Source organism: Pseudomonas sp. GM33 (assembly GCF_000282295.1).
Classification (GTDB): Bacteria; Pseudomonadota; Gammaproteobacteria; order Pseudomonadales; family Pseudomonadaceae; genus Aquipseudomonas; species Aquipseudomonas laurylsulfatiphila.
This window is the reverse complement of the sequence record NZ_AKJO01000085.1, coordinates 66,202-87,234: the sequence shown is the minus strand read 5'-3', so window position 1 is coordinate 87,234 and position 21,033 is coordinate 66,202. Positions and strand designations below refer to the sequence as shown.

The following is a 21,033-nucleotide window of genomic DNA, read 5'->3' as shown; positions in this document are numbered from 1 at the left end:
CATGGCATCAGGGCAATGTCTTTGCGGGGCTGTACGCTTTTCTCTGGTGGTAGAACCACGATTTTTCTATCGCTGCCATTGCACGTTGTGCCGCAAGCAAACCGGGGTCGGCCATAATCTCGCCACACTGGTCAATGCTCGCGACTTTCGATGGGAAGAAGGGCAAGAGGCGATCACCGGTTGGCGCAAACCCAGCGGGTACAGAAATGACTTTTGCTCGCGATGTGGCTCGACCGTGCCTAATGTACTTCGCGAAACACCCTATTTCTGGATTCCGCTCGGACTGCTCGACGCCGAGCTGAACATGGAATGCATTGGAGATTTCTGCACCGATGACGCGATGCCATGGGATGAACAACGCTCGGAAAAAAGTCATTGCGCAGCTCCGGAATCATTGGGTTTTCTTCTGCATGAACTCCAGGTCAATGCCTGACCCGGAGACGGTTCACCACTGTCCGCTGCATGGAGCACCAAATGCCGTCCATCACCACGCCCCTGGTGGCGCTGATTGTTCTTTGCCTGGCGCTTGAAGTGCCGGCCCAGACCAGCGACTGCCCGGCTGGCGAGAGACAGGTGTGCCTGGACGGCTGCATCTGCCTGCCGGACGTGGTGCCCGAAGACGTTTACCAGATCGCGACGCCGGCCCTCGCGTTGTGGCTGAGCCAGGCCCGTAATGAAGCGGCCATCGCCGGTACCCAACCCATTCCTGCGCACATTCGTGAGCAACTGTTGCCCTGGTACGACCCCGGCGTCCTCGATGCCGCGCGCTACAAAATCAGCGACAACGGCCAGTTCAGCGCCGCCACTGCGATGCTGCAGAACCCCGATGTCGGTGCCGTGACGCTGGTTGACATCATCCTCTTCCGCGACCCTCAATCCGCAGAGCAGGACGTCGCGCTCTGGGCTCACGAGCTTAAACATGTGCAGCAGTATCAGGAATGGGGTGTGCAGGGATTTGCCCAGCGCTATACCCATGACTTCAATGCGGTGGAGGCACCGGCTTATGCCATACAGGCCGAGGTCAGGCGGGCGGTGCGCAAAGGGGCTGACTGAAGCCGTCCCGACTCAGCCCCGGTTGGCGCAGACGATAAGTTTGATCACCGAGAAACTCATGCCCCCATGGCTGTAATCGAAATGGCGAGCAAGAGGAGGTGTTGGGTTTTCATGCGGATCTTCCTCGATCGGTCGTTGTGGAATGAGAGGTGAGAAACCACAGCACCAGTGCCGTCGCACTGATCGAGGCACCCAGCAGGCTGACGGCTGTCCAGCCCCATCGCGCATACACCTGGGTCGCGGCCGCGGCCCCCAGTGCGCTGCCCACCGAGTAAAAGCACATGTAGGCGCCCACCATGCGGCTTTGGGCGTCGGGGCGTGCGGCAAAAATGAGGCTCTGGTTGGTGACGTGTACGGCTTGCACCGCGAAGTCGAGCAGGACCACTGCGCACACCAGCGCGATCAGTGACGTCGGCGCAAACGCGCTGGGCAACCAGGACAGCGTCAGGATCACCAGCGAAATGCCGGTCACGCGCTGCCCCAGCCCCTGATCGGCCCAGCGACCGGCTCTTCTGGCAGCAAGGGCACCGGCGACGCCGGCCAGGCCGAACAGGCCGATGGCCGTGTGTGACAGCGACAGCGGAGGCGCGCTCAGTGGCAGCACCATGGATGTCCACAACACCGAAAACGCGGCAAAGATCAGCAAGGCCAGCAGACCCCGGATGCGCAAGACCGGTTCGGTCATGAACAGCCTGAACATCGAACGGATGAGTGCCGGGTAGGTGTCTCGGTTGCGTGGAGGCTCAGTGGCAGGAAGCACTTTCCAGAATACCGCCGCGAGGACCAGCATCAATCCTGAAGAAACGAAATACACGGCGCGCCAGCCGGCCAGATCAGCGATCAACCCGGAGGTAAACCGCGCCAGGAGAATGCCCAGGACAATGCCGCTGGTGACGGTGCCCACGGCCTGGCCCCGTTGTAACGGCGTTGCCAGCACCGCGGCATAGGCCACCAGCACTTGAACCATCACCGCCAGCAACCCCACGATGACCATGGCGCCCAACAGGGCCAGCCATTGCTGCGCTGCACCGACTCCCGCCAGTGCAACCGCAGACAGCAGCACTTGCGTCAGGATCAACCCCTTGCGGTTGAGCAAGTCGCCCAGCGGGACGATGAACAGCAACCCCAGCGCGTAACCGACCTGGGTAGCCGTCACCACGACCCCGATCATCGATGAGGCAACCCCCAGGCTCTGAGCCATTGAATCGAGCAGGGGTTGAGCGAAATACACGTTGGCGACTGCCAGCGCGCAGGTGACGGAAAACAGCAGCGTAAGCGACGCAGACAGCCCGGCAGCGCTGTCTGTGCGGGGGCTTTCTCCATTATCCGTATGGGGCCGGCCCGAAGCCTGCTGGGTGAAAGGGCGGGTGGCTGAATCGGCATCGGCTGTCACAGGAGCCTCCGTGGCGCTAAACTGGTTTCAATTGAAAACTGGATTGAATTGTTATCGAATCAGGTTTTAAATTGCAACCACTTTGCTCGGGATTGCACGGCAGGCCCGGCAATCCTTAATCCGGAAGGTCAATACGATGGTCGAAGACACTTCATCCCACAGCAGCGAATGCCCGGTAGCCAGAACACTGGAGGCCATTGGGGATCGATGGTCGCTGATGATCATCCGCGACGCATTCGACGGCATTCGCCGATTCAGCGAATTTCAGAAAAGCCTGGGCGTGGCCAAGAACATTCTGGCATCACGCTTGAAAACCCTGGTTGAGGTCGGTGTGTTCGACGTTCAACCCGCATCAGACGGTAGCGCCTACAAGGAGTACGCCCTTACGGACAAAGGGCGGGAGATCTTTCCGGTGGTGGTCAGCCTGCGGCAGTGGGGTGAACGTTTCCTGTTCAAGCGCGAAGAGACGCGTTCTGTGCTGCTGGACAATGAGCGCGGCCAGACCCTGATGCCGATTGAAGTTCGCTCATCCAGCGGTCAGAAGCTTGGGCCGGCCGACTGCCACAGGGTCAGGGTGGTTGCCGACGAGTCGTGAATCGATGGCCCATGGCGGTCAGTGGCAGACATCGGTGCGGGGGTTGCCCCCCCCACACCGATAGGCCGCCCAATAGCCGCGACTATGACAGGCGCGATTCAAGTGTCGTGTTGCTCAAACTCTCGGCCGTTGCCCCGATGCGCGAGAACACCAGCCACACGAACAACAGCACGCTGCAGCCGATGAGCAGGGAGGCAATGGCAATCAATGGCTCGACCGTCGCAAAGCCCTTGAGGCGCAGCAGCAGTGCACCCAGCATCACCGGCACGCTCAGGTTGTACATCCAGAACTGTGCGGCCGCCGCTCGCCCTCCGGTGATGGACGGGTGCAGCGTGCCGATGACACCGAACAGGGCCATCGACACCCACCCCAACAGATTGATATGGGCATGTACTGCGTAGAGCGAATGGTCGCCGGACGCGCCCATCGCGACACCCAGCGCCACGCCAATGGCAAAGTAGATGGCCGCCAGCCGAAACCAGGTCCGCGAACGGGGATTGTGATTCATCGCATTCACCTCATGCGCCCGGGGGCGCGCTCAGTTGCTGAAATCCTGATATGAAATCGTTGAGCCCGGCGCGCTGGTTGTTCGGCACACAGGGCAGTGGCATATCCTGTGCCACGCCTTTATTATGAGACGCGTGTCTCACGATAAGACGGAGTATCATTTATTCCATGCCGATTCCCAAGTCAAGCCCGTCTGTCCGCGACGGCGATTCCCAGGGCCGATCCAACCAGAAGCTCAGAACGCGGCAAGCGCTGATCGATGCCGCCATCGCCTTGCGCGACGAGGGCCACAACCCGACTGTCGCGCAAGTGGCTGAGCGCGCAATGGTGTCTCGCGCCACCGCCTATCGCTACTTTCCCTCACCTGAAGCGCTGATCAGCGAGACGGCCGCCGAGCGCGACATCAAGCCACTGGAGCAGATCTGGCGCCCGGGGGACGATCCGGTGAAGGGCATTGGCCAGGCGGCACAGGCGTTGAACAAAGTCCTGATCGACGACGAGATCGGCCTGCACGTGATGGAGCGATCGTTCATGACGGTGTGGCTGGAAAACCCGTCTCCCCAGACGCCGCTGCGGCCGGGTCGACGCATGAGCTACATCGAGCCGATCGTCGACTCGCTCAAGGACGTGCTCCCACCCCGCGCGCGCAAACGACTGAAACAGGCGCTGTCGATCGTCATGGGCACCGAGGCCTTGATCGCCGTGCGCGATATCAGTCGCGCGAGCGTCGAAGAATCACTCGACACCGCCAGCTGGGCAGCGCGGGCCCTCGTTCGTCAGGCATTGGCCGAAGAGGAACAGGCACGACACAAGCGCAACCGTTAGCGCTCTGCTGCGGTGAATCGCAGTAACCGGGAATGCCCTGGCCGGTGTTGAATAATCAACAGTACTTCAACAACAACTGTCCGGCTGGCGATTTCACGCTTCGCTTTAATTTGTAAGGTGTTGATATTTAACGTTTAAATATCATGGCATGGATCATGCTCCATCTGGGTAAGGCTCCGTACCGACAGTCATTTGCAGGACTGTGCGGCCGTTGGCGGAGCCACCGTTAGAGTGAGGAATCCATGTCAGTTGCAGCCGCCTACCCGATCAATCCACCTTCGGCCCATGTGATCCGTGATGACGCCGAAGCCATACGCATTGCCCATGAAATCGCCGCGCTGTTGCAGGTCGGCGCCTCCAAGCGCGATCAGACGCGCCAGGTACCGGCCGAGGTGGTCGATGCTTTTTCCAACAGCGGGCTCTGGGGCATTACGGTGCCTCGGCAGTACGGTGGCGCCGAGGTGTCTTATGCGACCCTGGCCCAGGTCATCGCGATTGTCTCGGCGGCCGATCCATCCCTTGGCCAGATACCGCAGAACCATTACTGCCTGTTGGAAGACATCCGCCTGCAGGGTCGCCACGACCAGAAGCAGTTCTTCTTCGACCTGGCCTTGGCGGGAAACCGTTTCGCCAATGCGCTGTCGGAAACCGGCGGCAAGAACGTGCAGGACATCCGTACCCGCCTGGTCGCAGACGGCGAGGGCTATCGCATCGACGGGCGCAAGGGTTATTGCACCGGATCGCTTTATGCCCATTGGCTGGGCGTATTGGCCCTGGACAGCGAAGACCGTGCACAACTGGCCTTCGTGCCGCGCCACACCGAGGGTTTGAATGTGGTGGACGACTGGGACAGCATCGGCCAGCGCACCACGTCCAGCGGCACCGTGCTGGTCGAGGGGCTGTGGGTGCCGGCCTTCAACCTGTTCCCGACTTACCGCTCCTACGAACGCCCGACCCTGGCCGGCCCCTTTGCGCAGATCACCACGGCGGCCATCGATGCGGGCATTGCCCGTGCTGCGCTGCGTGACACCATCAGCTTTGTCCGCGAGCAGGCGCGGCCATGGATCGATGCCGGGGTGGAAAAGGCCAGTGAAGACCCGTTGACCATCATTCAGGTCGGCGCACTGGACATCCGTCTGGAAGCCGCCGAGGCGCTGCTCGAACGTGCGGGCTTGGTGCTCGACCAGGCCCGCTCGGCGCCCGATGAACAGTCGGTTGCGCAGGCATCGCTGGCCGTGGCCAGGGCCAAGGTGTTGACCACCGAAATCGCCATCGAGGCCAGCAACAAGCTGTTTGAACTGGGCGGCACCCGCTCGACGTTGCGCAAGCACAACCTCGACCGCCATTGGCGTAACGCGCGGGTCCATACCCTGCACGACCCTGTGCGCTGGAAGTACCACGTCGTGGGCAACTGGTTGCTCAACGGCATCAAGCCGCCTCGCCATGACTGGTCCTGAGGACGCGCAGATGCCCAAGCAAATTCGTCTCAACGCCTTCAGCATGAATACCGTCGGGCACTTGTCGCCCGGCCAGTGGCGCCACCCCCGTGATCAGTCCACACGCTACACCAACATTCACTACTGGATCGAGCTGGCGAAAACTCTGGAGCGCGGCAAGATCGACGGCCTGTTCATCGCCGATGTGCTCGGCGTCTATGACGTCTACCAGGGCAGTGCCGACGAGGCGCTGCGCAGCGCGGCGCAAGTGCCGGTCAACGATCCGTTGCAACTGGTGCCGGCAATGGCCGCGGCGACTCGTCACCTTGGTTTTGGCGTCACCGCGTCGGTGTCGTTCGAGCATCCGTTTCCGTTCGCCCGGCGCATGTCGACCCTCGATCACCTGACGTCGGGTCGGGCGGGCTGGAACATCGTCACCTCGTACCTGAGCAGTGGCGCACGAAACCTCGGCCAGGAGCGGCAGTTGTCCCACGATCAGCGTTATGCGCTGGCCGAGGAGTATCTGCAGGTGTGCTACAAACTCTGGGAAGCCAGCTGGGAAGAGGGCGCGGTGCAGGCCGACCGTGCCAGCGGGGTTTACGTCGATCCGCGCAAGGTGCACGGCATCGCTCATCAGGGCGAGTTTTTCAGTGTGCCCGGCTTCCACCTCAGCGAGCCCTCGCCACAGCGCACGCCGGTGATCTACCAGGCCGGCGCCTCCAGTCGCGGCCGGGTCTTCGCAGCAGCGAATGCCGAGTGCGTGTTTGTGGCCGCGCCGAGCAAGGTGGTGCTCAAACAACAGGTCGCACAATTGCGTGCGGAGGTTCAAGCGGCCGGTCGCGAGGCCGATCAGGTGCTGGTGTTCGAACAGCTCACGGTGATCGTCGCCGCGACGGACGCCGAAGCCCTGGAGCGCTTGCGCGAGTACCGCGAATACGCCAGTGCCAGCGGCGCCCTGACCTTGATGTCGGGTTGGACCGGCATCGATTTCGGCGAGTACAGGCCCGACCAGATTCTGCGTGAAGTGCCCAGCGATGCCATCCAGTCGGCCGTAGAGGCGTTTACCCGCGCCGACCCGAATCGGACCTGGACCACCGCAGAGATTGCCGATTACTGCGCCATCGGTGGCGATGGCCCGGTACTGGTGGGTTCGGCGAAAACCGTGGCCGATCAACTCCAGGAGTGGGTCGAGCAAACCGATGTCGACGGCTTCAACCTGGCCAGCGTGGTCGCGCCGGAGACCTTTGAGGCGGTGGTCGATCTGCTCGTGCCGGAGTTGCAGGCACGGGGTCTGTTCAAGCGCGAGTACGAGGACGGCACCCTGCGCCACAAGCTCTTCGGCCAGGGCGATCGCCTGGCGACGCCACACCCGGCGGCGGCCTTGCGCGTGGGAGAGCGGCGATGAACGAGTGGTTCGCTCATGTCAATTGGGGCGAGGTGGCCGAGGCTTGCCTGGACACCTCGAGCATGCTCGGTGCGGCATTGGCCTGCACCGTGTTGCTCGGGTTGCCGCTCGGCGTGCTGTTGTACCTGACGGGCCAGCGCCAGTTGCTCGAATCGCCGCGCCTGTACCGGCTGTTGTCGGTGGTGGCCAACGTGCTGCGCTCGATGCCGTTCATCATTCTGTTGATCGTGCTGATCCCGGTGACCACCCTGGTCACAGGCACCTCGCTGGGCGTGCGCGGCGCCATCCCGCCCTTGGTGGTCGGCTGCACGCCGTTCTTCGCCCGGCTGGTGGAAAGTGCCTTGCGCGAAGTCGACCGCGGTCTGGTTGAAGCCGTGCAGTCCATGGGCGCCAGCACCCGGCAAATCATCCTGCATACCTTGCTGCCAGAAGCCCGGACCGGGCTGATCGCCGCGGTCACGGTCACCGCCATCGTGCTGGTGGACTACACCGCCATGGCCGGCGTGGTGGGCGGCGGTGGCCTCGGGGACCTGGCCATCCGTTTCGGTTACCAGCGTTTCCAGACCGATGTGATGGTGGTCACCGTGCTGCTGCTGATCCTGCTGGTGCAGGCGTTGCAGATGAGCGGCGACCGCCTGGTCCGGCATTACACACGGCGCTAAGCGCCTGCCTTACCCGAACGCAGCAGCCGGGTACCGTTGCTGCAGGCCCTACGTCCACCTCACGACGGCCACTTTCCGATCATTCTGGAGTCATGAGCATGAAAAAGACCCTGGCCGCCCTCGCTGCCGTTTTATCCCTGAGCGCCCACGCCAACGAAAAACTGGTGGTGGGCGCCACCCCGGTGCCCCACGCGGAGATACTGGAATTCGTCAAACCGGTGCTGGCCAAGGAGGGGGTTGATCTGGACATCAAGGTCTTCAGCGACTTCATCCAGCCCAACCTGCAACTGTCCGAGAAAAACCTCGACGCCAACTACTACCAGTACCGGCCGTTCCTCGATGACTTCAACAAGACCCGGCACACCGATCTGGTACCGGTAGTGGGCGTGCACATCGAGCCGTTCGGCGCCTATTCGACCCGGATCAAAAAACTCGCCGATCTGCCCGAAGGCGCCAGTGTCGCCATTCCCAACGATCCGGTGAACACCGGGCGCGCCCTTGTGCTGTTGCACGAAGCGGGGCTGATCAAGCTCAAGGACCCGAGCAATACCCTGGCGACGCAACACGACATCGTCGAGAACCCGCACAAACTGAAGATCCGTGAACTGGAAGGCGCCTTGCTGGCCCGTGCGGTCAGCCAGGTGGACCTGGCGTTCGTCTTTGCCAACTACGCACTGGAGGCCGGTATCGACACCAACAGCGCGTTGATCGTCGAGAAGGGCAAGGACCTGTACGTCGAGTTCCTGGTCGCCCGTCCGGACAACATCAATGATCCGGGTATCCAGAAGCTGGCCAAGGCCCTGAACTCGCCGCAAGTGCGCGATTTCATCCTGACCCGCTACAAGGGCCAGATCGCTCCCGGCTTCTGACCGGTAGCCAAGACGAACACTCTTCTGTGGCGAGGGAGCTTGTCGGATCGCCGCACCGTCCCGCTGGGGCGCGAAGCGGCCCCAAAAGATGGGACTGCTACGCAGTCCAACGGGACGGTGCGGCGATCCGACAAGCTCCCTCGCCACGGGGCATGGTCACTTTTGTTTGTGCAGGACTTTCGTTCATGGTGAGTTTCAATCCACAGGCCCTGGCTGCCGCCGTGCATATACGGCTGGTGGGCCTGGGCAAGCATTACCGGGTCGGGCAGCAGAGCGTGCAAGCGCTGCACGACATCAACCTAGACATCCGCCGCGGTGAGGTGTTCGGCATCATCGGTCGCAGCGGCGCTGGCAAATCCTCGCTGCTGCGCTCGCTCAACCGTCTGGAACAACCGAGCAGCGGCCAGGTATTGATCGAGGGTGAGGACATCGTCGGTTTCGATCGTGCACGCCTGGCCGGCTTGCGTCAGCGCACCGGGATGATCTTCCAGCACTTCAACCTGATGGCCTCCCGAACCGTCGGCGACAACGTCGGCCTGCCGCTGCGGCTGGCGGGCATCGGACGTGCCGAGCGCGAGCGCCGAGTCGACAAGCTGTTGCAGCTGGTGGGGCTGCAGGACAAGCGTGATGCGTACCCGGCGCAGCTCTCCGGCGGGCAAAAGCAGCGGGTCGGCATTGCCCGGGCGCTGGTGTTGCAGCCGGATCTGTTGCTGTGTGACGAAGCGACCTCGGCACTTGATCCGCAGAGCAGCCAGGCGATTCTCGCATTGCTGCGCGACATCAATCGGCGCCTGGGGCTGACCATCGTGCTGATCACCCACGAGATGGAGGTGATCCGCGACCTCTGTGACCGCGTGGTGGTCCTGGAGCAAGGCCGGGTGGTCGAGCAAGGCGACGTCTGGCAAGTGTTCGGTGACCCGCAACACGATGTCACCCGTGCCTTGCTCGGCACACTGCAGTCGGCCGGGCATGACGTGCCGTCAGCACAGGCTTCAGCCGCGATACTGCTCGACCTGCACTTCACTGGTGCCAGTGGTCACGAACCGGAGTTGTCGGCCATCGCCGCGCTGTTCGGTGGCCGCACGCACCTGGTGCAAGGGGGTATCGAGCGCATCCAGGGCCGTGCGCTGGGGCGACTGCGGGTGCGGGTGGAAGCCGCCAGTGGCGCAGTGGACGCATTGCTGCAACAGGCACGACAGATCGCCGATCGGGTCGAGCGGGTCGAGCGGGTCGGCGCCTGAGTCGGTTTTGGGCGGCGGCACTGCCGGGCAATCATATCGATGGTGTAGTATTATTTACTATGATTAACTTTGAATCGAGTACCGATCAGGAGTAACTCCATCATGGTAACCACCACGAAAACCCGATCTGTCACGGCTCACGTCCCTGAGCAATTGGCCCAAAAAGTCGATTTGATGGCAGAGCGTCTGGAGCGCTCCAAAAACTGGATCGTCAAACAGGCTCTATACGCCTGGATAGACCAGGAAGAAGAGCGTAGTCGCCTGACCCGCGAGGCCCTCGCCGATGTTGACGCTGGCCGCGTGATTGACCACCAGGCTGTTCAGGCCTGGGCGGATAGCCTCAGCACCGACACGCCGTTGCCGGTACCGCGCTGATGGAGTTGAAGTGGACAAGCAAGGCGCTTTCCGACATTACCCGACTGTACGAGCTTCTGGCGTCGGTGAATCAGCCTGCCGCGGCACGAACAGTGCAGCAAATCACGGCGATACCGATCACGCTGCAGAGCAATCCACGTATTGGCGAACGCCTGGAAGAGTTCGAGCCAAGGGATGTGCGCCGAATTCAGATCGGCCATTATGAGCTGCGTTACGAAATAGTGGATTCCACTCTCTATGTGCTGCGCCTGTGGCACACCCGCGAGGATCGGTAGCCAGGTGAAATCACTCGCGATTGCCCGGCCAATCATATCGATAGCTGGATCACCCGATGGTCTGGCGAGTCATCGACGGCACGACGCTTGTTGACCACCAGCTCGCCGATGGCGATCAGGCGCGCCCGGGTCACGTTGCGCGAGAGTCCGAGCAGGCTGGCGGTATGTACCTGATTGTGATGGCAGAACTGATAGGCGGCGCGCAACAAACTGTCCTCGACCTGCTCGTACAGCGCGCCCTGGTGTTCTTCGAATAACCGTTTGAACGCGCGCTGCAGGAGCGCCTGGGCTGACTCTTCAGAGGGACTGGTTTTTTCCGCCGGGCGCTCGATACGCAAATGCGACAGGCGCAGATCCTCCTGCCGCACGAGACCGTCCCGGCAGATCAGCAAGGTGTGGTGGATGACGTTTTCCAGTTCGCGAATGTTGCCGGGCCAGCCATAGTCGGCCAGCTTGCGTTCGGCGTCGGCACTGAGGGCAATCTGTCCGTATCCCAGGCGTTCGCTGTAGGTGCGGATGAAGTGGCGGGCCAGCGGCAGAATGTCGCCGGGGCGGTCACGCAGCGGATGCAAGTGCAGGCTGACCACGTTGAGGCGGTAGTAGAGGTCTTCGCGGAAATGTCCGGCGTTGATCGCTTTTTCCAACTGCACATTGGTGGCGGCCAACACCCGGACGTTGATCGCAATGCTCTTGCGCGAGCCCAGTCGCACCACCTCACGCTCCTGCAGCACACGCAGCAGCTTGACCTGGATGGGCATCGGCAGATCGCCGATTTCGTCGAGGAACAAGGTGCCGCCATTGGCCTCTTCGAACCAGCCCGGCTTGGCGCTGATGGCGCCGGTGAAGGCGCCTTTCTCATGGCCGAACAGTTCGGCCTCGACCAGTGATTCGGAGAAGGCGCCGCAGTTGACCGCCACAAAGGGCCCCTGACTGCGCCGGCTGAGGTTATGGATATGGCGTGCGACCAACTCCTTGCCGGTGCCGGTTTCACCGATGATCAGGACGCTGGCCTCGCTGGGCGCGACCTGTTGCAAATGGGCGAGCAGGGCCTGCGACTTGGGGTCTTCGAAAACCTGGGCGGTGGCGCGGATCGACGTGGCCAGCGACGGGGATGGGGGCAGAGTCAGCAGTTGCATGGGGCTCCCTCGCTTATGAGTAGAAAGTGGGAACAGGGCGGTTCTGGTTCAGCGCCCAGTCACCCAGCTCGTGAATTTTGTAGTCCACCGGGTCATGCAGCGTCTGGGTACGCAGGTTGCGCCAGTAACGGTCGAACCGCAGCGAGGCGTGAGTCGCGCGCGCCCCGGTGACTTCAAACAAACGGGTGCACAGGTCGAGGCCGGTACGGGTCGCCGTCACCTTGGCGCAGGCGATCGACAGCGCCAGTTGCGCACGCTCCTCGCTACCCAGGTTGTGTCCCTTGCGCCAGGCTTCGTCGAGCTGTGCCGCGGCGCGTTCAACCAGTACGCGTGTGCTTTCCAGGCCCAACCAGAACTCGCCGTAGTGGCGCAGGATGTAGGGGTCTTCGCTGACATGGCGGACCTTGGAGGTGAACCACGGGCGTCCCTCCTTGAGCGTGTAATGACGGGCTTCCTCGAAAGCCCCCTCGGCGATGCCAAGGAAAATGTGGGCAAAGTGCAGTTGGGCGATCAGTGGGCGCAGGCAGGCAAAGGGGGTGCTCAAGGGACCCGGATCAAGCAGCAGCTCCGACTCTTCCACCCGCACCCGCTCGAAGGTTGCGCTGCCGCTGTCGGTCTGGCGCTGGCCCATGTTGTCCCAGTCGCCATGCAGGGTAATGCCGGTACGGCCACTGGGAATGGCGGCGATCAGCAACTTGCCGCCGGCGCTTTCGTCGACCGCTGAAGCAATCAGCATTTCCGAGTCGCTGGCACCGGAGCAGAAACTTTTCTTGCCGGAAAACTCACGCCAGCCATCGAACTTCTTCACCACTGTGCGGGTGTCGAGCGGGTTGAGTGCATTGCCCCAGAACCAGTTGTTGCGGGCGGTCTGTTCAAACCAGGGCTGCCACTGCTCGGGCCGCGAGAACAGTCGCACGGTAGCCAGCATCAGGTGCTGGAAGCCGAAGACGTGGGCGATCGAACTGTCGACCTTGGCAAACTCGCGGACCACGCCGAGCGTCTCGCTCCAGTCGGCCCCCAGGCCACCGAACTGGGTCGGAATGCTCAGGGCCAGCAAGCCGCTGTGACGAAGGGCGTCGCGCTCGGCTTTTGGCGTGCCGCCGTGCTCGTCCCGTTCAGCGGCCGTTTCGGCAAAGGTGGCGGCCAATTTGCGCGCGGTCTGCAAGGGGCTCAGGACGGCAGTCTGTAGTTGGGTGCTCACGCGCAATTCCTCGATTGTTGTGTTGTGCCTGCCAGGCAGGTCGCTAACGTCAGGCTCATGGTGTGTGTGTCCGTGGCAAGACATCGTTGGCGATCATTTCGCCAAAGGGGCCGGTGAGGTTGGTCACGCCCCGACCTGCCAGACTGGCATAGGGTTCGGGCAGCAACGGGAAGACCAGTTCGGCAAAGCGATAGGCTTCTTCGAGATGTGGATAACCGGAAAAAATGAAGCTTTCGATGCCCAGGTCGGCGTATTCCTTGATCCGTGCAGCCACCTGTTGTGGATCGCCGACCAGTGCCGTGCCTGCGCCACCGCGTACCAGACCGACGCCGGCCCACAGGTTGGGGGAGATTTCCAGGTTGTCCCGGCGACCGTCATGCAGCGCGGCCATGCGCCGCTGGCCTTCGGAGTCGAAGCGTGCGAATGAGGTTTGCGCCGCGGCAATGGTCTCGTCGGATATGTGCTCGATCAGTCGGTCGGCGGCCTGCCAGGCTTGGTCTGCAGTCTCGCGCACGATCACATGCAGACGGATACCGAACTTCACGGTCCGCCCATACCGGGCTGCCCGGGCGCGGACATCGGCGATCTTTTGCGCCACCGCAGCCGGCGGCTCACCCCACGTCAGGTAAACATCCAGCTGCTCGGCCGCCAGGTCATGGGCCGCATCCGAAGAACCGCCGAAATACAAGGGCGGGTAGGGCTTCTGAACCGGTGGATAGAGGGCCTTGGCGTTTTCCACCTGGAAGTGCTTGCCATGGAAATCCACGGACTCGCCTTGCAGTACGCGGCGCCAGATCTGCAGGAATTCATCGGTGACTTCGTAACGCTCGGCATGGCTCAAGTGGATGCCATCGCCACGGTTTTCATCCGGATCACCCCCGGTCACCACATTGATCAGCAAGCGTCCGCCGGATAATCGGTCAAGGGTAGCGGCCATGCGTGCCGATACCGTCGGCGAGATGATCCCCGGACGAATCGCCACCAGATAGCGCAGGCGTTCGGTCAGCGGCGTCAGCGCCGATGCGATGACCCAGGAGTCTTCGCAGGAACGCCCGGTAGGAATCAGCACCCCGTAGTAACCCAGGCAATCCGCCGCCTGGGCGATCTGCTTGAGGTAGTTGAGGGTCACCGGGCGCGCGCCCTGGCTGGTGCCAAGGAAGTGGCCGTCACCGTGGGTCGGCAGGAACCAGAAAACATTCATCGACGGGCTCCTCAGGCGCTCTGGCGCAGGCGTTGGTGGGTGTTGAAAAAGGGCAGGGCGCGTTCTACGGCCAGGCCGATGCGCGCCTGCAGCAGATCGCAGTCGATGCGGTAATCGCGGAAGTCGGATTCGCTGGCGTACACGCCCAGCGGCAGGGTCAGCGACTGGAAGAAACTGAACAGTGGCCGTAGTTGGTGATCGATCACCAGCGCGTGACGAGGGCTGCCACCGGTAGCGGCGAGCAGCACCGGCGTGTCGATCAGGGCGTCCTGGTCGATCAGGTCAAACAGGTGCTTGAGCTGGCCCGGATAGGAACCGCGATAGACCGGCGAAGCGACAATCAACAGGTCGGCGTTTTCGATGGCTTGCAGTTGCGCCTCGACCTCGGCGGGCAACTCTTTACGGCTGAGGGCACCGCCCACGTCGCGGGCGAGGTCGGCCAGTTCGATGACCCGGCCCACCATATTCAGACGGCTTGCGAATTCGTCGAGAATGGCCTGGCTGAGCACCTGGGTGCGAGAAGGGCGGTAGGCACCACCGGATACAGCGATTACGTTCAAGGGGGCAGTCATGTTCAATTCCTGTGCTGTCGCTCTACAAACAGAGTCGGTGGCAGTGCTCAGCAAGAACCGAACCAGTTTTTATCTCTATGAAACCAAAGGGATTTATTTGATTTTTTTGGTTGGTGTGTTGCTGTCAGGCAATTTTTGTTGAATCGCTGTTTGCCTGGAAACACTTGCGAGCTGTTCCATTTCGGACAGTTATAGGAGATTGCATATATTCTTCAAAGGAATTAATAATTATTTTAATATTCCTTTATGGTATTTGTAACGCGAAGGGAGAGCGGTGCCTGGAAGATGGATCAGTCGAGCAGTGATACCAGTCGAGGTTCGATGGACTGTGCAGACAGGTCCAGCAGTGCCAGGGTGACCGGCAACTTGAAGCGTCGACGCCCGGCGCTGCCCGGATTCAGGAACAGGCGTTCGCCGCGCCATTCGATGCCTGGTTTATGGGAGTGGCCGGTGATCACCAGGTCGATACGCTCATCTGGATGGATTGCAAGGTCGGCGATGTCATGCACCAGCAGGACCTTCCAGCCGTTGAGGTCCAGGCGCAGACAGTCGGGCAGCTCGCGCGCCCAGGGCGCGTCCAGGTCGTTGTTGCCACGCACCCCGTGCACCGGTGCAATGGCCGCCAATTGGTCGAGGATGTGCGCGCTGCCGATGTCGCCGGCGTGAATGATGCCATCGCAGCCCAGCAGGGCGGCGATGGCTTCGGGGCGGAGCAGGCCGTGGGTGTCGGAGATGACACCGACTTTCATCGCGGGCGGGTCGAGCGGCATTCTGACGGGCCTGTCTGCTGTGCTAACGCTGCTGCCACTAACTTTGCGGCACTAACTTTGCGGAACTACCCGCGCTTCGTTACCGCTGCCCTCGACATAAACGTTCAGGCCTTTTGTCAGCGCCGGATTGATTGGCTGGGTCACCTGAACCAGTACGCCGCTGTGGGTCCGAACGATGATCTGCTGAGCCTCCACGGGCTGATCATACTTTTTCTTTTCGACGTAGTTGCCACCTACCCCGCCGGCGAGGGCACCGGCAACCATCGCCACATCCCGCCCGGTGCCCTTGCCGACCAGGCTTCCCAAGGCTAAACCGCCAATACCGCCCAATATGGCGCCGACGCCGCTATCGTGATTGGTCTGCATCTGGGTGAGGGAAATCTGCTCGATTTTCCCCGAACGGATCTGCGTCTCGCCAGCGCCTCCGCTCCCGGCGCCGACCGCGGAACAGCCGCCGAGCACCAGCCCAAGAAACGTAACCGACAGCCAGGAAGCGATAGTTTTCATCGTCGAACTCCATTTTCAGGGAAATAGATCATGCAAACGCATCAATTCACGTTAGACGAAAAAGCCTGATGCATTCGGTTCTTTTACCGGGCAAGGTCGGTAGCGGGGCTTGGCAGCGTCCGTCAGGTTCAGTTGCCAGCTTCAACAGACGTCACTTGTCCTGATTCGATGGATAAAGACCGGCAAACCGCGCAATCACGACACCCACGTAAAAAACGCCTGAAAATTCTTCGACCATCACCAGTGAGCGGGCATGGTTGGTCATCGGGATAAAATCACCGTAACCGGTGGTTGTGAGCGTCGTGAAGCTGAAATAAATCAGTTTGAAGAACGTGCCAGGCTGTGTGAAGTCGAGGTGGCCAGGGCCAAATGAATCAGCGATGGATACTTCGACCAAGGCATAAACGAAGGACCAGACGAAGGCCAGCATGATGTAACCCGCAAGCGCGCCATGCAGCTTGTCGGCAGAAATTGGCCCGCGCTTCAGAATATAGCGAAGCACTCCGCTGAACGAGACGGCAAGAGACGCCGTATAAGCTATCCCGGCAAGGTTGAGAATCGCGATACTCTGAGCCCACAACGCCGTCCATTGAAGACCAACCCCAAGCAACGCCAGACCCAGCTTGAGGATGAACCCCCGCCGAGTCTGCCTGGTGACGAAAGCACCCACGAGCAGCACGATTGAAAACAGAATGCCAAGCAACGTACGAGCAAACAGACCTTCCTCAAGAAAGGGAAACAGCAGGATCAATCCCAGCAAGAGCAGCAATAGATAGGTGCAGGGACCTTTCCCTATAAGCATCTGAGCTAAACCCTCGTCGGAGTCGGGTTTGTCTTGCGGATTTGTCATATCGGTTTCCCAAAGGGCCAAGTAGTGCTTCGGACCTGACGTCGCACGGTTGAAATCAGACTTGGCTTCAGAATAGTCGCCAGTACGATTCAAGTCGTGAATGGGTGTGGAATGCTCTAGTCCGCGCCTTCAGGCAATCCCTGTCGTGAAACTGTAATATTGCAGTCATAGAATTGACATGACTGCTTACATTTACTACAGATGGCCTTTGGCCTTTTCATGGATGAGCAAGCCTCATGCGTCGTGTCGTATTCAATCAAAAAGGCGGCGTTGGAAAATCCAGCATCGCCTGCAATCTTGCCGCTGTGAGTGCAGCCGAAGGGTACCGAACGCTGCTGGTTGATCTTGACCCCCAGGCAAACTCGACTCACTACCTCACCGGGCTGAGCAACGAGCGTATTCCTGCCGGCATCGCCGATTTCTTCAAGCAGACGCTGTCCGGCGGTTTCGAAGGCAGGCGCCATCGGGTGTCCATCACCGAGACCCATTACAACAACCTCCACTTGGTGACGGCGAGTCCGGATCTGGCAGACCTGCAGTCAAGACTCGAGAGCAAGTTCAAGATCAACAAGCTGCGCAAGTTGCTGGTTGAACTGTCCGAGGATTACGAGCGCATCTATATCGATACGCCGCCTTCGCTGAACTTCTACACCTTCAGCGCTTTGGTGGCGGCAGACCGGGTGCTGATTCCATTCGATTGCGACAGCTTTTCTCGCCAGGCGATGTACCGGGTCATCGCTCAAGTGGAGGAATTGCGACTCGATCACAATGAGTCGCTTGAAGTGGAAGGGGTGGTGGTGAACCAGTTCACCGGGCACACCGGTTTTCACCAGAGTCTCGTCAATGAGCTGCTGGCCGAAGGCTTGCCAGTGCTGCCGGTTTATCTCAGCAGTTCCGTCAAGATGCGTGAGTCTCACGAAGTGTCTGTCCCCATCGTGCATCTGGCCCCGCGCCACAGGCTCTCGCTGGAGTACGCGGGCTTGCTGGATGCACTGGAGCGGGTCGCCTGATAGCGAGTCGCTGTCTACGCGCTGTTACCAGTCGCCCGCGACGAACCTTTACCCCGATCAGAAATATTTGAGCCAGCCAATATCACGACGACGAGCCTTCAATGCGGCAAACCAGCGTACAGGTAGGAACAGTGTTGTAGCCAAGAGCGCTGCCGTCAGCCACACCGCCCAAATGCTGTCGAAACCGAAGTAGTTGCCCTGATTCAAACCGAACAACGCCACGTGGGTCAGATACAGTATTTTCAGCGCGTAAAGATGGAGCAGGTAGAAGAACATCGGCGCCGCGCCAAATACCGCCAGAGTGCTGATCCACTTGCGTTGCCGAGCCCGCTCAAAGCCAGGCAGCAGCAACAGGCTCACCCCTAGCGTCAGCGAGAGGAACAGCAGGGAAGGCGGGTACTTTGTGATGTTGAAGAAACTCATGAGGGTTTGTGTGGCGCTTTCATAGTGCACCCAATGTGCCTCGCCATAACCGTTGACCAGGCGCAGTGCGATGAAACCGGTCAATGCGCTGGCCCCGGCCAACAACAGATGGCGCTGACGCACGGTGGCCGAGGCTGAGCGTGCGAACCAGGGGCCGACGCAGTAACCCAGGGCGATGACACCGATCCACGGCAGCAGGGGATAGGAAGTGCGCAGGCGCAAGCTGTCGGAGAAATCGATCCAGCCGCGATCATGCAAGATTGCCCAGGGCAGGTGCATCGCTGAACCGACCGGGAAGTGCAGAGAATCGAGCAGGTTGTGCCCGGCGACGATGACCAGGCCCAGAACACACAGGAGCGGCCGAGGCAGCCAGACCAGTGCAGCGAGGGCCGTCATGCTCAGGCCGATCGCCCAGATCACCTGCAGGTAGATCACATTGGGCGGGAACTGGAATGTCCAGGCGAAATTCACCAGGGTGAACTCCAGCAGAACCAGGAACAGACCACGCTTGAACAGGAACATCGACACAGCTTTCTTGCCCTGGTGCTTTTCGCCGTACAGATAGGCGGACAGTCCGGTGAGAAGAACGAACACTGGTGCACACAAATGGGCGAGGGTCCGGCTGAAAAACAGCGCCGGTTCGGTGGTGTCGATGACCATCGGGTCGGCTACCTGGCGGTGTAGCAAGAACGTCTCGCGCACGTGATCCAGCAGCATCAACAGGATCACCAATCCCCTGAGGGCATCGATGGATAGCAGGCGTTGGCTTACGCTCGTGGCGGGCGGAATCTGATTGAAGTTTGTCATCGAAAGTCGCAGGCAGGGAGTGGAGAGCTCTGCCAGTAGCCACCGACAGATCATGAATGGTTACTGTATAACATAATAGAGGTCTGTCCCGTGAACGTTCCGGCCATTGATTCGATATAGCCTGAAGCGAGCCTTATATTCCATAAAGATAGTACAAATGCGTTTTATAGTGCGTTTTAATCTATTCAGGTTTTTTTGAATTGATTGGAGCATTTGTCTTTGAAAACTATGGCGCTTCTACCCTTTGGCCTGGCGTTGCTCGCTACCTGCTCAACGGCTTTCGCGGGTGCGACCCTGGATCGCGTGACACAAAAAGGCGAGCTGACCGGCGTCCTGATGGAAAGTTATCCGCCGTTCTCGTTTCTCAATGAGCAGAACCAACTCGACGGGTTTGACGTGGATGTTGCCAAGGCTGTTGCGCAACGCCTCGGGGTCAAACTCAAGTTGGAAACACCGTCCTGGGATGTGATTGCCGCCGGCCGCTGGAGTGGGCGCTATGACATCTGCGTCTGCTCGATGACCCCGAGCAAGGCTCGGGCCGAGGTGTTTGATTTTCCGGTCGAGTATTACCAGTCGCCGGCCGTCATCGTGGTGAATGCCAAGGACAAAGACATCACGGCGGGCAAAGACTTGTCCGGCAAAAAAGTCGGTGTGATCAGCGCGTCGACTTACGAAGCCTACTTGAACAAGGATCTGGTGATCGAGGGCGCCGAGGACAAGCCGTTGAACTATCCATTCAATAATGTCCAGGTGGCCCCTTATGACAATGAAACGGTGGCCTTCCAGGACCTGGCGCTGGGCACAGGCGTTCGTCTGGATGCCATGGTCACCAACCTCATCACCGCTCGCGAGCGGATTGCCCAGGATCCGCGCTTCAAGATAGCCGGCGATACGCTGTATGCCGAACCGAACGTCGTGGCCATTGAAAAGGGCGACCCGCAATGGAATGCCAAAGTCACCGAGGTCATTACTCAACTCAAGACTGACGGTACGCTGAGCAAGATTTCGCAGAAGTGGATCGGTGCCGACATCAGCCAATGACAGCCCTCAACCCACACCCGGCCAAGGCCACTGCCGCCCCTGTAATCGAGACGCGCCGCTTTAGCCAATTGTTTGGATTTCGCACTCGCCTGTATTTGACGTGGGCGGCGTTGTCTGGAATGTGCGTCCTGTTCTTCATGAGCTTCGATTTGAAGTTTTCGATCATCCTGGAGAAATGGCCCAATCTGGTTGGCCTGCACCTTGGGCCAAACGGTTTCCTGCAAGGCGCCGCGCTGACGTTGTTCCTATGTTTCTGTTCGATCTGGCTTTCATTGCTCCTTGGTTTTGTGACGGCGCTGGCGCGCCTGTCACGCAGCGCAGTGGCATTCGGCATTGCCAGTTTCTATGCGTCTTTTTTTCGCGGTACACCGCTGCTGATCCAGATCCTGCTGATCTATCTGGGCTTGCCGCAGTTGGGCGTTGTACCCGGGGCAATCAGCGCGGGGATCATTGCGCTTTCGCTTAACTATGGTGCCTATCTGAGCGAGATCTTTCGCGCCGGCATCCTGGCGGTAGCACCCGGGCAGCGCGAAGCGGCGAAGGCGCTGGGTCTTGGGCCGAAGGCGACCTTTGTGCACATCATCTTGCCGCAAGCCATGCGCACGATCATTCCGCCGACAACCAGCCAGTTCATTTCAATGCTCAAGGACTCATCGCTGATTTCGGTGATGGGGGTGTGGGAGGTCATGTTTCTGGCGCAGTCCTATGGCCGCTCTTCCTATCGCTACATCGAAATGCTCACCACCGCAGCGGTCATCTATTGGTTGCTGTCCATCGGGCTGGAATTGATACAGCACCGCCTTGAGCGCCACTACGGCAAAGGTTTCAAGAATCAGCGGTGAACCGCCGCGTTTAATGACTTTATCTATAGGAACCACG

Annotated in this window: 24 protein-coding genes; 14 read left to right on the top strand and 10 right to left on the bottom strand. The window is 60.4% G+C overall.

Features of this window, described 5'->3' with window-relative positions; translation table 11 throughout:
• The first annotated feature begins 1 nt into the window (after nucleotide 1).
• Both PMI26_RS30650 and PMI26_RS14790 read left to right on the top strand, forming a co-directional pair.
• Nucleotides 2-433 (top strand): GFA family protein, encoded by a 432-nt coding sequence (locus tag PMI26_RS30650; RefSeq protein WP_007974868.1) that lies wholly within the window; start codon nucleotides 2-4, stop codon nucleotides 431-433.
• A 41-nt stretch (nucleotides 434-474) separates the two neighbouring features.
• Complete coding sequence (locus tag PMI26_RS14790) at nucleotides 475-1,053, top strand: eCIS core domain-containing protein (protein ID WP_007974866.1); 579 nt, start codon at nucleotides 475-477, stop codon at nucleotides 1,051-1,053.
• Between the two features lie 109 nt (nucleotides 1,054-1,162).
• On the opposite strand, the gene PMI26_RS14795 is transcribed toward PMI26_RS14790, so the two are convergent.
• Complete coding sequence (locus PMI26_RS14795; protein WP_007974864.1) at nucleotides 1,163-2,446, bottom strand: MFS transporter; 1,284 nt, start codon at nucleotides 2,444-2,446, stop codon at nucleotides 1,163-1,165.
• 136 nt (nucleotides 2,447-2,582) lie between these two features.
• Here PMI26_RS14795 and PMI26_RS14800 point away from each other — a divergent pair, with 136 nt between their 5' ends.
• Nucleotides 2,583-3,041: a winged helix-turn-helix transcriptional regulator gene (locus PMI26_RS14800; protein ID WP_007974861.1), complete on the top strand. Its 459-nt coding sequence runs from the start codon at nucleotides 2,583-2,585 to the stop codon at nucleotides 3,039-3,041.
• An 82-nt stretch (nucleotides 3,042-3,123) separates the two neighbouring features.
• Here the strand turns inward: PMI26_RS14800 and PMI26_RS14805 are convergent, their stop codons facing one another.
• Entirely contained in the window at nucleotides 3,124-3,549 is a 426-nt protein-coding gene (locus tag PMI26_RS14805) for a hypothetical protein (protein ID WP_007974860.1), read from the bottom strand.
• A gap of 167 nt (nucleotides 3,550-3,716) precedes the next feature.
• Between PMI26_RS14805 and PMI26_RS14810 the strand changes: the two genes are divergently transcribed.
• From PMI26_RS14810 to PMI26_RS14845, 8 genes are all read left to right on the top strand, one after another.
• Entirely contained in the window at nucleotides 3,717-4,373 is a 657-nt protein-coding gene (locus tag PMI26_RS14810; RefSeq protein WP_007974858.1) for a TetR/AcrR family transcriptional regulator, read from the top strand.
• 242 nt (nucleotides 4,374-4,615) lie between these two features.
• Complete coding sequence (locus tag PMI26_RS14815; RefSeq protein ID WP_007974856.1) at nucleotides 4,616-5,830, top strand: SfnB family sulfur acquisition oxidoreductase; 1,215 nt, start codon at nucleotides 4,616-4,618, stop codon at nucleotides 5,828-5,830.
• 10 nt (nucleotides 5,831-5,840) lie between these two features.
• Complete coding sequence (locus PMI26_RS14820) at nucleotides 5,841-7,214, top strand: LLM class flavin-dependent oxidoreductase (RefSeq protein ID WP_007974854.1); 1,374 nt, start codon at nucleotides 5,841-5,843, stop codon at nucleotides 7,212-7,214.
• Nucleotides 7,211-7,876 carry a methionine ABC transporter permease gene (locus PMI26_RS14825; protein WP_007974852.1) on the top strand — a complete coding sequence of 222 codons (666 nt, stop codon included), beginning with the start codon at nucleotides 7,211-7,213 and terminating at the stop codon, nucleotides 7,874-7,876. Before PMI26_RS14820 ends, PMI26_RS14825 begins: the two co-directional genes overlap by 4 nt.
• A 98-nt stretch (nucleotides 7,877-7,974) precedes the next feature.
• Entirely contained in the window at nucleotides 7,975-8,745 is a 771-nt protein-coding gene (locus tag PMI26_RS14830; protein ID WP_007974850.1) for a MetQ/NlpA family ABC transporter substrate-binding protein, read from the top strand.
• 185 nt (nucleotides 8,746-8,930) lie between these two features.
• Entirely contained in the window at nucleotides 8,931-9,986 is a 1,056-nt protein-coding gene (locus tag PMI26_RS14835) for a methionine ABC transporter ATP-binding protein (RefSeq protein WP_007974848.1), read from the top strand.
• Between the two features lie 102 nt (nucleotides 9,987-10,088).
• On the top strand, nucleotides 10,089-10,361 hold the full coding sequence (locus tag PMI26_RS14840; protein WP_007974846.1) for a CopG family ribbon-helix-helix protein: 273 nt from the start codon (nucleotides 10,089-10,091) through the stop codon (nucleotides 10,359-10,361).
• A complete protein-coding gene (locus PMI26_RS14845; protein WP_007974845.1) occupies nucleotides 10,361-10,636 on the top strand; it encodes a type II toxin-antitoxin system RelE/ParE family toxin in 276 nt (91 codons plus the stop codon). Before PMI26_RS14840 ends, PMI26_RS14845 begins: the two co-directional genes overlap by 1 nt.
• A 32-nt stretch (nucleotides 10,637-10,668) precedes the next feature.
• On the opposite strand, the gene PMI26_RS14850 is transcribed toward PMI26_RS14845, so the two are convergent.
• The 7 genes from PMI26_RS14850 to PMI26_RS14880 form a co-directional block, all read right to left on the bottom strand.
• The gene (locus PMI26_RS14850) at nucleotides 10,669-11,772 is read right to left on the bottom strand and encodes a sigma-54 interaction domain-containing protein (RefSeq protein WP_007974843.1); all 1,104 of its coding nucleotides are present in this window, start codon (nucleotides 11,770-11,772) and stop codon (nucleotides 10,669-10,671) included.
• A 13-nt stretch (nucleotides 11,773-11,785) separates the two neighbouring features.
• Nucleotides 11,786-12,973, bottom strand: coding sequence for an acyl-CoA dehydrogenase family protein (locus PMI26_RS14855; protein WP_007974841.1), 1,188 nt, complete (start codon nucleotides 12,971-12,973; stop codon nucleotides 11,786-11,788).
• Nucleotides 12,974-13,028: 55 nt separating this feature from the next.
• Nucleotides 13,029-14,174 carry an FMNH2-dependent alkanesulfonate monooxygenase gene (ssuD, locus tag PMI26_RS14860; protein WP_007974838.1) on the bottom strand — a complete coding sequence of 382 codons (1,146 nt, stop codon included), beginning with the start codon at nucleotides 14,172-14,174 and terminating at the stop codon, nucleotides 13,029-13,031.
• Between the two features lie 11 nt (nucleotides 14,175-14,185).
• Nucleotides 14,186-14,746, bottom strand: coding sequence for an FMN reductase (gene msuE / locus PMI26_RS14865; RefSeq protein WP_007974836.1), 561 nt, complete (start codon nucleotides 14,744-14,746; stop codon nucleotides 14,186-14,188).
• 290 nt (nucleotides 14,747-15,036) lie between these two features.
• Nucleotides 15,037-15,495 (bottom strand): metallophosphoesterase family protein, encoded by a 459-nt coding sequence (locus tag PMI26_RS14870; protein ID WP_033047888.1) that lies wholly within the window; start codon nucleotides 15,493-15,495, stop codon nucleotides 15,037-15,039.
• A gap of 72 nt (nucleotides 15,496-15,567) precedes the next feature.
• Complete coding sequence (locus PMI26_RS14875; protein ID WP_007974833.1) at nucleotides 15,568-16,023, bottom strand: glycine zipper 2TM domain-containing protein; 456 nt, start codon at nucleotides 16,021-16,023, stop codon at nucleotides 15,568-15,570.
• Nucleotides 16,024-16,174: 151 nt separating this feature from the next.
• Nucleotides 16,175-16,873 carry a potassium channel family protein gene (locus tag PMI26_RS14880; protein WP_007974832.1) on the bottom strand — a complete coding sequence of 233 codons (699 nt, stop codon included), beginning with the start codon at nucleotides 16,871-16,873 and terminating at the stop codon, nucleotides 16,175-16,177.
• 236 nt (nucleotides 16,874-17,109) lie between these two features.
• Here PMI26_RS14880 and PMI26_RS14885 point away from each other — a divergent pair, with 236 nt between their 5' ends.
• Complete coding sequence (locus tag PMI26_RS14885; RefSeq protein WP_007974831.1) at nucleotides 17,110-17,883, top strand: ParA family protein; 774 nt, start codon at nucleotides 17,110-17,112, stop codon at nucleotides 17,881-17,883.
• 57 nt (nucleotides 17,884-17,940) lie between these two features.
• Here the strand turns inward: PMI26_RS14885 and PMI26_RS14890 are convergent, their stop codons facing one another.
• Nucleotides 17,941-19,113, bottom strand: a complete 1,173-nt coding sequence (locus tag PMI26_RS14890) for a DUF1624 domain-containing protein (RefSeq protein ID WP_033047876.1) — start codon at nucleotides 19,111-19,113, stop codon at nucleotides 17,941-17,943.
• Nucleotides 19,114-19,341: 228 nt separating this feature from the next.
• Here PMI26_RS14890 and PMI26_RS14895 point away from each other — a divergent pair, with 228 nt between their 5' ends.
• Nucleotides 19,342-20,154: an ABC transporter substrate-binding protein gene (locus PMI26_RS14895; RefSeq protein ID WP_086776972.1), complete on the top strand. Its 813-nt coding sequence runs from the start codon at nucleotides 19,342-19,344 to the stop codon at nucleotides 20,152-20,154.
• Nucleotides 20,151-20,996 (top strand): amino acid ABC transporter permease, encoded by an 846-nt coding sequence (locus PMI26_RS14900; protein ID WP_007974828.1) that lies wholly within the window; start codon nucleotides 20,151-20,153, stop codon nucleotides 20,994-20,996. The genes PMI26_RS14895 and PMI26_RS14900 overlap by 4 nt, the downstream gene beginning before the upstream one ends.
• The last annotated feature ends 37 nt before the right edge of the window (nucleotides 20,997-21,033 follow it).

What these genes read in the sequence shown, in the direction of transcription:
- PMI26_RS14900 (WP_007974828.1), top strand. Translation starts at nt 20,151, where the DNA reads ATGACAGCCCTCAACCCACACCCGGCCAAGGCCACTGCCGCCCCTGTA.
- PMI26_RS14815 (WP_007974856.1), top strand. Translation starts at nt 4,616, where the DNA reads ATGTCAGTTGCAGCCGCCTACCCGATCAATCCACCTTCGGCCCATGTG.
- PMI26_RS14845 (WP_007974845.1), top strand. Translation starts at nt 10,361, where the DNA reads ATGGAGTTGAAGTGGACAAGCAAGGCGCTTTCCGACATTACCCGACTG.
- PMI26_RS14850 (WP_007974843.1), bottom strand. Translation starts at nt 11,772, where the DNA reads ATGCAACTGCTGACTCTGCCCCCATCCCCGTCGCTGGCCACGTCGATC.
- PMI26_RS14800 (WP_007974861.1), top strand. Translation starts at nt 2,583, where the DNA reads ATGGTCGAAGACACTTCATCCCACAGCAGCGAATGCCCGGTAGCCAGA.
- PMI26_RS14820 (WP_007974854.1), top strand. Translation starts at nt 5,841, where the DNA reads ATGCCCAAGCAAATTCGTCTCAACGCCTTCAGCATGAATACCGTCGGG.
- PMI26_RS14895 (WP_086776972.1), top strand. Translation starts at nt 19,342, where the DNA reads ATGGCGCTTCTACCCTTTGGCCTGGCGTTGCTCGCTACCTGCTCAACG.
- PMI26_RS14875 (WP_007974833.1), bottom strand. Translation starts at nt 16,023, where the DNA reads ATGAAAACTATCGCTTCCTGGCTGTCGGTTACGTTTCTTGGGCTGGTG.
- PMI26_RS30650 (WP_007974868.1), top strand. Translation starts at nt 2, where the DNA reads ATGGCATCAGGGCAATGTCTTTGCGGGGCTGTACGCTTTTCTCTGGTG.
- PMI26_RS14870 (WP_033047888.1), bottom strand. Translation starts at nt 15,495, where the DNA reads ATGAAAGTCGGTGTCATCTCCGACACCCACGGCCTGCTCCGCCCCGAA.
- PMI26_RS14840 (WP_007974846.1), top strand. Translation starts at nt 10,089, where the DNA reads ATGGTAACCACCACGAAAACCCGATCTGTCACGGCTCACGTCCCTGAG.
- PMI26_RS14790 (WP_007974866.1), top strand. Translation starts at nt 475, where the DNA reads ATGCCGTCCATCACCACGCCCCTGGTGGCGCTGATTGTTCTTTGCCTG.
- PMI26_RS14880 (WP_007974832.1), bottom strand. Translation starts at nt 16,873, where the DNA reads ATGACAAATCCGCAAGACAAACCCGACTCCGACGAGGGTTTAGCTCAG.
- PMI26_RS14890 (WP_033047876.1), bottom strand. Translation starts at nt 19,113, where the DNA reads ATGACAAACTTCAATCAGATTCCGCCCGCCACGAGCGTAAGCCAACGC.
- PMI26_RS14885 (WP_007974831.1), top strand. Translation starts at nt 17,110, where the DNA reads ATGCGTCGTGTCGTATTCAATCAAAAAGGCGGCGTTGGAAAATCCAGC.
- PMI26_RS14835 (WP_007974848.1), top strand. Translation starts at nt 8,931, where the DNA reads ATGGTGAGTTTCAATCCACAGGCCCTGGCTGCCGCCGTGCATATACGG.
- PMI26_RS14810 (WP_007974858.1), top strand. Translation starts at nt 3,717, where the DNA reads ATGCCGATTCCCAAGTCAAGCCCGTCTGTCCGCGACGGCGATTCCCAG.
- PMI26_RS14830 (WP_007974850.1), top strand. Translation starts at nt 7,975, where the DNA reads ATGAAAAAGACCCTGGCCGCCCTCGCTGCCGTTTTATCCCTGAGCGCC.
- msuE (WP_007974836.1), bottom strand. Translation starts at nt 14,746, where the DNA reads ATGACTGCCCCCTTGAACGTAATCGCTGTATCCGGTGGTGCCTACCGC.
- ssuD (WP_007974838.1), bottom strand. Translation starts at nt 14,174, where the DNA reads ATGAATGTTTTCTGGTTCCTGCCGACCCACGGTGACGGCCACTTCCTT.
- PMI26_RS14825 (WP_007974852.1), top strand. Translation starts at nt 7,211, where the DNA reads ATGAACGAGTGGTTCGCTCATGTCAATTGGGGCGAGGTGGCCGAGGCT.
- PMI26_RS14805 (WP_007974860.1), bottom strand. Translation starts at nt 3,549, where the DNA reads ATGAATCACAATCCCCGTTCGCGGACCTGGTTTCGGCTGGCGGCCATC.